Source organism: Chryseobacterium sp. FG46 (assembly GCF_057809135.1).
In genome coordinates, this window is the sequence record NZ_JBMDJJ010000057.1 from 1 (window position 1) to 10,216 (window position 10,216).

Sequence of the window (10,216 nt, forward strand, 5' to 3'; positions counted from 1 at the left end):
GCTTCAAAGAAGCCGCCGAAACTTATTTTAATGTATTTATTTTATTTAGAATCCTATCTGAAATCCTGCTTTAACACCGAACTTTGAGATATCCGGTCTGTCAAGATAATTTCCTCTCCAGTTGAAATCTACTCTGAAGATTCTAAGATTTCCGATTCCTATATTTTCAATTCCGAATCCGTATTCATAATAGATATGTTCGCTTGGTGCAGAGTATTTAAATCCTTCTACATTAATTGCTTTGGAAGCATCGCTTAATGTTCCGTAAGCTCCTCTGATAAATGCAACTTCTCTCAGTTTCAGCTTTTTAATCAAAGGAATATAAGAAAGTATCTTGCCATTAAAATGATGCTCCAGCTGAAGTGTAGTATAGGCATCAGTAACAAATTCGTAATAATTAAGCTGGGAGAATGTATTCGGTACCAAACCATATGAAAGGTTGGCAGGAATAATATTCTGTAGTGCCAATGGAACTGTGCTGAAGTTCTTTCCTGCTTCGAAATTGACAACTAGTTTCCCCATACTTCCAATTAAAAATGGCTTATAAAGCATGAATTGAAGCTTGTCATAATTGAAGTCAGCATTGAATAATCCTTCAATACCTCTTGTGTATCTTAAAACAATGGTTGGAGCCAGGTTTCTTGCCTGATAACGGTCAATACCGGTTTGTGAGAATTTTGCACCAGGCTTGGCAATCAAACTGATGGTAACATGGGAGTCATTAACAGTCTTCCTTAGCTGTCCGTCTTTGTAATACATCAGGTTGAATTTCTCAGGAATAGCAGATCTAATGCTCTGCATCACTCCATCTATCCTTATCTGAAAGTTTTTCCATGGTTCAATAGCTGCAAAAACACTGGTTTTATTTACAGAACTTAAGGAAATGTTTTCTCCTCTTGCAAAAAAGGTACTGGTAGATGAGGATTGTGGAGTAACACCATCACCGGATGTAAGCTGTCCTCCAAGCTGAACAATATCTCTGCTGGTTCCTGCACCAATCATAAAACGGTTAAGCTTATTGAACATGTATCTTGCCTCTACTCCATACTTAATCTGCTGATCTTTAAATCCATATGCCGTGTAAAACTGAGCTCTCCAGGTATCATTCAATCCAAAATAGGTTCTTGCTCCTAATCTTATCCGGTCTCCTTCTACTTCATTTCTTCCGTAAATCGAGAATATAGGGCCTATATCAATCCCTTTAAATGCATTATAATAACGAGATCCCAGGGTTTCAAAAAGTTTTACCATCCGATTGAATTTGGGTGTCTGCTGAAGCTGGTCAAGCATATTGTAAACTCCCTGTTCTGCTTTGGATAAAGTGTCAGGTCTGACTTTTGTCCAGTAAGCATCATCTTTATTGGTAAATTTGTCTTCGTATTCTTCTTCGGTACGCTTAAATACTTTGGGGTCAAGAGGTTTGTTGAACTGATAATCGGAATAATCTACCGATCTCTTGGCGATGATACTTTTTGCTCCTTTCTTTTTTGAAAAAGGACTCATTTCAAATTCGGTCACCAGTTTTTTAGGAAGAAACGTGGCATCATCTGGATTATCGTATTCCACTTGGGTATAGACACTGTTGACAAAGTTAACATTGATTTTCTGTGTTGATTTCAATGTTGCGCCTAAAACGGCATAAGTATCTGTATCAATATAAAGATTTCCCTGAAATGCAAGGATATCTTTTCTCTTCGGCTGGTATCTTATCTGGAATGCTTTTTCACCACGAATTGTAATGGTATCCATAAGACTGTAGTCATAGGTACTGAAACCATCTGTTCCCACGGGACTCTGGAAACCAATGTCGAAATAATTAAGGGTATTATCGTAAATATTAATATCACGATACAGGTTTTTAGCTGAAACCGTAATCACCTGATTGTCCTGAAACCCTGAAGTCTTTTGGGCAACCAGAGTTCTTTTGCTGTCCTTATCTGGTTTGTTCCTGCCATAATTTTCATAAACGGCTTCATTCAGGAAGATAGGAAGACCAAGCCTTCCACTCGCAGTAGAATCAGCATAACTGAAAATGAAATCCAGTTTATTGAAAATCTTTTTCTTCATGAACGCACTGTCAAGATTGTTCAGATCAAACTGTGTTTTTTCGTATTCTTTATATGAATAAGTATCGAATTTTTCCAGTCCGTTATTTCTTTTTTGTGCCCAGACTTTCTGCATAATGGCATAAGCCGGATTTTCTTTCTTGCTTTTGTATTTTGTTTTACCACTTTGAAGAACAATCTCCTGAATGTCGCTTACCTTGGCCTGTGAAAGCTGCACAAAAATATTTTCAGCATTTTCAGGGGTGATATCAAGGGTTTCTGTGGTATAATTTTTTCTGGAAAATCTTAACTGATGAATAATGCTATCAGACTGAATGATGAAACTGCCTGAAGTTGTCGTCAGGTAAGGTGTTTTATCATTGTTGATAAAAATATCAACTTTATTCAGCTCTTTATTGTTCTTTTCGTCAACCACCTTACCGCTGGCTTTGTTTTGAGCACATACGGAACCGGTGAGAATCAGGAAAAATAATAAAAGATAGTGTTTTGGGGAGTTATTGTTTAACATCATTCGTTTCTTCAGGCAATTAGCATAAACAAAAAGCATGCAGTTTATTTAAAAATAGGAAAAAAAATAAAATATTTTTATTCTATCCTTTAAAACGACAAAAATAGCGAAAATAATATATGTATGGGTTAAAAAATAATTGGGAAATTATAATGCTTAAAATATAATAATCAGGGAATTAAAAGAAAGGTTGAGTTCCTGCTTTTTAGAAATATTTTGCTGCTGTTATGAAGGGTTTATAAAAAGAAAAAGACTTACATTTTGTAAGTCTTTTTTGCTCCTCCTGCTGGGCTCGAACCAGCGACCCTCTGATTAACAGTCAGATGCTCTAACCAACTGAGCTAAGGAGGAATTTCCTTTGTTTTAAGTGGTGCAAATATAATAGGAATATCCGTACCAAGCAAGTTTTTATTCTTGAATATTGAACGAAAAAAGCTATTGGTTTATTTTTCAATAAATTAAATTTTAAATATTTTTTGTGATGCGCAGGAGATTATTCATGATTTCATAATTTCCTGCCTGTAGGCTTTGGGGCTTTTCCCCCGTTGTGTTTTGAAAAATTTATTAAGATGGCTCTCATCCGTGAATCCCAGTTCATCAGCAATCTCTGAAATTCTGTTGCTGCTGTGCTTTAAACGGTGCTCTATTAATGTCGTTTTATAATTATTCACATAAGACTGCAGGGTTTCACCACTGTGTTTTTTAAAGTATTTACCTAAATAGTTTTCAGAAAATCCGAACTCTTTGCAGATATTTTCTGTTCGTATTTTTTCAGGTTCATAGATATTGGCCTGGATGTAATTCAGAATACTAATGATTCTTGATTCAGAAGCTTCATCTATCTTCTGAGGCAGATATTTGGCAATATTGCGGGCAACGATAACGATGAGTGTATTAATGAGTTGTGTGGTTATGTCACTGTGGTACACATCTTTATTCACGGCTTCCCGAATAAGAGCTTCTACGATAGGTCTTACCAGTGTTTTGTCCGTCTGGTTTTTTAAAATACATCCCGGTTTGTGGTTGGCATTTTCAAGAATAAACTCCAGGCGTTTGATATTTTCTTTCGAAATCTTATCATTTTTCAAATAAATATTACTGAATCTCAGGAAGAAAAACCGCGTTGTGGTATCAATCCAGAACTGGCTGCAATCCTGTGGTGTCAGAAGAAACATATGATTATCTGAATAGGCAAAGCTGTGCTTGTTAATACAGTGCTGGCCTGTTCCCGATAAAATAAAGACGAGCTCAAAAAAATTCTTTCTGCTTTCCTTATCAGGGAATGTTTCGAGCGTTTCAAAATGAATGCTATAAGGTTCATATAAGACTTCTCTGTTCATGAGTGTTATTTTATGGGTTAGGCAAAATTATACAAAAATAAGGAAGTTTTGTACGGGTAATTTGCTAATTATCAGTATAATTTTGCTCTATTCAATTTTGGAATTATAGAATATGATTAAAAAATTATTCAATACAATAGTAGTAACGACATTATTTACTTTTCTGAAAGCTCAGCAGCCAGTAGACAAAATTTTCCATTATTCTTCTATGGATGCCATGAGAAATGGGGTATATACCGGAGATCTTACGGTACAAGATCTTAAAAAGAAAGGAGACTTCGGCCTGGGGACTTATAATCTGCTTGATGGTGAACTCATTGCATTGGATGGAAATGTTTATAAAATTGCTTCAGATGGCTCAGTTGAAATAGCAGATGATAAAAGGCTGGTTCCTTTCGGATCATTTACCTTTTTTAAAAAAGATCATCTTATTACGCTGGAGAATATTCAGACAACAGATATGCTGATGAAGAAACTGTTGGAGGTACTTCCGTCTTCCAATCGTTTTTATGCTGTAAAAATAGAGACCGCTTTCATGAATGTGACATTAGGCGGAGCAGAAAAAGTTCATGAAAAAAATACAACGGGGATTGCTGTTTTGATGAAAACCCGTCCATTGTATAAAAAACAAAATATAAAAGGAACACTTACAGGATTTTATAATCCCTCTTATATTGGTGGTTTGGATCTCTCTCCGTTTCATTTCCACTTTTTATCTGAAGATAAGCGAGTTGGTGGTCACTTAATAGAAGGGACCTTCGACTCTGCAAAAATTACAATACAGCTTGATGAAAAAAATGCTTATGAACTTATTTTGCCCGGCAAAAGTAATGACGGTTATCGGCGTCAATGGAAATCTTCAGAGCCAAGTGCTCAATATTAATAATAAGTATATAACTATTTGATATGCAAATGAAAAACAAAAGATTATTGTCTCTGCCTTCAATGGCATTTATGTTTTTTTTCAATTCAGTTCAGGCACAACAGAAAGTGCTTCAGACGGATTTTAATAAAGGAACCTGGGAGCAGGTAGATAAAGGACTAAAGCGCAAATGGGTATCTGGTACAGAAAGTACATTTGCTTTCTGGAAAATGGATAAAGATGCTCATGTTGCTCCTCATAACCATCCGAACGAACAGGTGACCTACATTACTAAAGGGAGTGTAAAAGTACTCATGAATGGTAAAGAATATATCGTGAAGGCCGGCGGTGTGCTGGTGATACCTGCAGGTGTTACGCATGAGTTTTTTTGCCTTGAAGACGGTACTGAAGATCTTGATTTCTTTACTCCGGTACGTAAAGACTGGGTAGAGGGATCGGCATCTTATCTTTCAAAAGAAAGGAAAGAACTTGAAATTGTTGCACAGTTTAATGATGCCAGACCGGGAAATGTTGCGGTAAGCCATAACGGGAGGGTATTTGCAACGATGCATCCTTTGTCAGACCCTAAACAACAGTTAGTCGAAATTATTAATGGCAAGGCAAAGCCTTTTCCATCTCCCGAATTACAGAAAAATGGTCAGCAGTCTAATGATAATCAATTTGATACTCCGCTTGGAGTCATCACAGACAAAGAAAACCGCCTTTGGATGATTGATATGGGATTGGGTCTTGGTAAGACACGTCTGTGGTGTTTTGATCTTAAAAAGAATAAAGTGGCAGAAAAGATAGAGCTACCGGCCGATATTGCGCCGAAAGGGAGCTTTATTCAGGATGTTGCGATAGATGAAAAGAATGGCTGGGTCTACCTTGCTGATATTGCCAACCCGGGGATTATTGCTCTGAATTTAAAAACGAAAAAAGCCAGAAGATTTAGTGGGCATCCGGCTTTACAGACAGAGGATGTGGATATGATTATTGATGGGAAAGTCATTGATTTTGGTGGAAAACCATCGCGTGTGGGGGTTAATCCTATTACACTATCAGATGACAGGGAAACATTATTTTTTGGCTCTATGAACGGGACGGCATGGTATGAAATTCCAGCCAGACTTTTCAGAGAAAATAAAGATGATAATACAATAGGGAATTCCATTAAGAAATTTGGAGAAAAACCAGTGAGTGATGGTGTAGCTACAGATAAACAAGGGAATCATTATATAACAAACCTTGGAGGTCATGGTATAAGTAAGCTTGATAAAAACGGGAAACTTACCGAGTTGATTAAAGATCCTAAGCTACAATGGCCAGATAATATTGCCGTCACAGATGATGGTTATCTGTATGTTTCAGTGAACCAGCTTCATACAACAACCGCCTTTTCCGGACAGCCGGATGCCGGAAAACCTCCTTATTTTATATATCGTGTGAAATTATAGCCTTAAAATTTCTTATAAAATCCATCACATAAAAATATTTAACGCAATGAACAAAGAATTTAAGTCAGTAGCAGTACTGAAGTCTAAACCGGAAAAAAGAGAAGAATTGAAAAATGCTTTGCTGCAGCTCATAGATCCTACCCGAAATGAAGCCGGCTGTATTTATTATATTCTTTTTGAAGATAAAAAATCCCCCGGAACTTTCTATATGTGGGAAGCCTTTAAAGATGACAAAGCTTTTGAATTCCATACCCAGACAGAGCATTTTAAAAACTTCGCGGGACAGATGCATGAATGGATGAGCGAACCAATACAGCTGATTGAACTGGAAAGAATTTCAGGCGAGTAAAATAGTTGTCATTGTAAAAACCGACTTTAATCAATTACAGGTTTTAATATTAAACAAAAAGATCTACAGAAATGCAGATCTTTTTATTTTTTACGCTTCCGAAATTTTATTTCTTTAAATCTTTAAGTATTTCCTGAACAGCTCTTTCCAGCTGTGGATCATTGTTCTGAAGACGGTCCATGAAAGTGTTTTTAACATAAATATCAGGTTTCACCCCTGTTTTCTCAAGGTTCTGTCCGTCTAATGTGTAAGTTCCCCATGAAGGAAGTCTGTAAGAAGATCCGTCTACCAATCCTTTGGCTGAAGTGAAAATAATCCATCGATAAGTATCCTGGCCGATAATTTTACCCAGCTTTAGTGCTTTGAAGCCGGCTGCGGTCATTTCAGCGTCACTTAATGAAGCTTCGTTAATCAAAAGGACAATAGGCTTTCCGGATGGTGCAAAGTTGGGTTGGGTTGTAATCTTTCCTTCACGGTATTTCCATTGAAGATAAGGTCTCTGAGAAAGGAAATTCAATACCTTATCATGAACATTGCCGCCTGTGTTATAGCGTAAATCAAGAATAACAGCGTCTTTTCTGTTCTCTTGTTCTACCATATCCAGAAGGAACCTGTCCAGCTCATCAGTAGACATATTTTTCATGCAGGAGTAGGCAATACGGTTATTGCTCAGCTTGTCTACACGCTGATGATTATTGTAGATCCAGTCGTCGTAAAGCAATCCTTTTAATTCCCCGTTAGAAATCGTATGTACTTTGGTTATTACCGTTTTACCATCACGGTTGAAAGTAAGAACCAGTTCATCCTGTTTTTTAGGGCTTGTAAAATAGGTTTCGATATTTTCGTTCAGATCAATCTTTTTTCCGTTTACAGAAGTCAATTGGTCTCCAGGTTTGATATCAACTCCTGAACGGTATGCCGGGGATTTTCTCACAATGCTTTCTACGGTGTAAGGCTGATCTTTTTTGAAGATAATTCCGGTTTCATTGGTGAAATAATTCAGATACACAGCTTCTTCTTTTCCTGTAGAGGAAAATCCGGTGTGCGAAGAATTAAGTTCCCCTAAAAGATCATTCAATAAAATTCGAAGATCATTTCTGTTATGAACATACGGAAGATACTTTGCATACTGCTCTTTTTTAGCTTTCCAGTCGATACCATGAAATTTTTCGTCATAGAAGTTTTCCTCCACGCCCGTCCATGCTTCAGCATACATCTGAGTAAATTCTGATGCCAGATCCTTGTCAAAACTGTATTGGATATTTATCTTTTCAGGCTTCAATGCCGCTATAGTTGTTTTGTAAATATTGCCTTCAATCAGGGCAAACAGGTTTTTCTCATTTTTAGTTAAATAATACGCTGCTTTATCGAAGACTTTTTCAGATTTGGCAGGCTCAAAATCTGTGAATACCTTTTTGAACAGCTGTCTTTTTCCATTATCCTGATTAGAATTGAATAATAGAATCTCTTTTTTATCATCAGCGAAAACAGCAGGGTCATCCTGATATCCATACCGGTCGGTAACCAGCTCAATTCTATCCAGAGTATCATCAGGATTAACTTTCAATTCTTTGATAACGGGTTCTTTTTCTTCCTTTTTCTCTTTATCCTTGTCGTCTTCCTTTTTGTCCTTCTTATCTTTTTCTTTATCAGAAGATTTTTCTTCCTTCTTTTCTTCAGTGAAGAGATTGTCGAATTTTTCGGATTTAAAAGGTTCGTCAAACCAATCTAAAGCCATACGGTAAATGTTAGATTTCTGCATGCCTAATGGGTAAGACGGATTGGTCCTGTCGCTGGCGAAATAAATATATTTACCATTGGGTGACCATACAGGATCTTCCTCTGAAACACCAGTATTGGTAAGGTTTAGGGTCTGTGCTTTTTTAATATTATAGATAAAAATATCAAGTTCGAAGTTTCTTTTTGCAGAAAATAATACGTATTCGTTATTAGGTGAAAAAGACGGTCTTGAGTTTTGGAATGCCCAGATTTCATCCTTTACAATGGTTGTAGATGTAAAACTTTTTAAATCCAATAATCTTACTTCATCTCTTCCGCTTAAATAAACTGCTTTTGAAAGATCGCTATTCAGCGTAATGCTGCGGTTATTTCTTGAATCTTCTGTTAATTGCTTTGGCTGGCCTTTTCCGTCTGCCGGAATAGTGAACCAGTTCTGATATCCGTTATAAGTCTGATTATAAAGAAGAGTACGGTTGTCTTTCAGCCATTTTACTTCCATGGCACGTTCTTTTCCGTCAGAGACCTGCTGGGCAAATTTTCCTTCAATATCGGAAACGAATAGGATACCACGGCTTATAAATGCCATTTTTTTACCGTCAGGAGAAACATCATAATAGGAAATATTGTTTTCCACATTGAAATTCTGGGCTTTTTCCAGAGATTTATTCGTATTCAGGCTGATGTGGAGAGGAGTTGTTTTTTTTGAGAATACATCATAAGTATAAAGCTGATAGTCTTTTTCAAAAATAACTTTGGATCCGTCTGCTGAAACAAATGGTTTTTTAATGGAAGTATCAAACTTTGTTAAAGCAGTCTTTTTATCATTTTCGATTTTATAAAGATTGTATTCTCCATTATTTTCATCAGAAATAAAATAGATAATCCCGTTTTTATCTACACTTGGGTTAAAATCTTTTCCTTCATAGCTGGTGTACTGTTTGAAAGAATTGCTTTTGGGATTGTATCCAAGAATATCAGGATTGTTTTCTCCCTTATAACGTTTACGCTGTACCTGATGGGCGCTTTCTGAAGAACTCGTGAAAAGATATTCTCCGGCAGGAGTTTCTACAAGACCGTTAGTGTTGTTAAAATAATTATTAAAAAGTTTTTGTGGTGTTTTGCCTTCAATGGTAGTTTTAAAACTACCGAAATTATTATTTCTGCTGGAAGTAAAATAGATCGTTTTGCTGTCCCACGCCCAGCTTTCCATTTCGTCCCTTCCGGTGTGGAAGGTTAACTGCTTGATGGTTCCACCTCCTGAAGGCATTACATACACATCGTAATTCCCATATTGATTAGAACTGAATGCAAGCCATTTTCCATCCGGAGAAAGGCGGGGATTGATCTCTTCTCCATCCAGAGCGGTAATTCTTGAAGCATTTCCACCATTGGAGTCTGCTTTCCAGATATCACCATCATATGCGAAATAAGCGGTTTTTCCATCAGGACTCAAAGAGGGGCATGATAGAAAATAAGACTTTTCCTGAGCAGAAATTCCTATCATAGAAAATGCTGTTAATAACGAAATAATAGTTTTCTTCATGGTACAGTTGGGTATTTATGCAATACTTATATATTGGTTTATTACTTTTAATCTTTGTAGAGAAGTCTTCATTTGTTGGGAATTTTCTCAATATCGATTACTCTAAAAAAGAATAGTCGAATTATTGGCGAAATAGTTACAGGTAAAATGCTTTAAATGCTTATAAAATCCAATAAAACAGATGTTTCTGGGAAAGTGAAGAAAAATTGTAAATATTTGTTTTTTTTATGTCGGACTCATTAGTTCTACAAAACGCAAAGATTATATTCATTCATCTTATGGGTAAGGGAGCGAAGAAGGGATCAGTCTCAAAAGTTGGGGGGAATGTTTAGTCATTGTATCTTTGTAATA

At 36.5% G+C, this 10,216-nt stretch carries 6 protein-coding genes and 1 tRNA gene; 3 read left to right on the forward strand and 4 right to left on the reverse strand.

What is annotated here, in order from left to right; all coding sequences use genetic code 11:
- Positions 1-45: 45 nt before the first annotated feature.
- The 3 genes from ACODR7_RS21255 to ACODR7_RS21265 form a co-directional block, all read right to left on the reverse strand.
- Positions 46-2,577: a DUF5686 family protein gene (locus ACODR7_RS21255; RefSeq protein ID WP_488842242.1), complete on the reverse strand. Its 2,532-nt coding sequence runs from the start codon at positions 2,575-2,577 to the stop codon at positions 46-48.
- 274 nt (positions 2,578-2,851) lie between these two features.
- Positions 2,852-2,925: transfer RNA gene (locus ACODR7_RS21260), tRNA-Asn, on the reverse strand.
- 146 nt (positions 2,926-3,071) lie between these two features.
- Positions 3,072-3,914, reverse strand: coding sequence for an AraC family transcriptional regulator (locus ACODR7_RS21265; RefSeq protein WP_488842244.1), 843 nt, complete (start codon positions 3,912-3,914; stop codon positions 3,072-3,074).
- A 112-nt stretch (positions 3,915-4,026) separates the two neighbouring features.
- Here ACODR7_RS21265 and budA point away from each other — a divergent pair, with 112 nt between their 5' ends.
- Genes budA through ACODR7_RS21280 form a run of 3 tightly spaced genes read left to right on the forward strand, consistent with a single transcriptional unit; the run spans position 4,027 to position 6,582 of the window.
- The gene (gene budA / locus ACODR7_RS21270; protein ID WP_488842246.1) at positions 4,027-4,797 is read left to right on the forward strand and encodes an acetolactate decarboxylase; all 771 of its coding nucleotides are present in this window, start codon (positions 4,027-4,029) and stop codon (positions 4,795-4,797) included.
- A gap of 29 nt (positions 4,798-4,826) precedes the next feature.
- Positions 4,827-6,233 carry an L-dopachrome tautomerase-related protein gene (locus tag ACODR7_RS21275; protein ID WP_488842248.1) on the forward strand — a complete coding sequence of 469 codons (1,407 nt, stop codon included), beginning with the start codon at positions 4,827-4,829 and terminating at the stop codon, positions 6,231-6,233.
- 46 nt (positions 6,234-6,279) lie between these two features.
- Positions 6,280-6,582 (forward strand): putative quinol monooxygenase, encoded by a 303-nt coding sequence (locus ACODR7_RS21280; protein WP_488842249.1) that lies wholly within the window; start codon positions 6,280-6,282, stop codon positions 6,580-6,582.
- A 106-nt stretch (positions 6,583-6,688) separates the two neighbouring features.
- Here the strand turns inward: ACODR7_RS21280 and ACODR7_RS21285 are convergent, their stop codons facing one another.
- On the reverse strand, positions 6,689-9,865 hold the full coding sequence (locus ACODR7_RS21285; RefSeq protein ID WP_488842252.1) for a S41 family peptidase: 3,177 nt from the start codon (positions 9,863-9,865) through the stop codon (positions 6,689-6,691).
- Between the last annotated feature and the right edge of the window lie 351 nt (positions 9,866-10,216).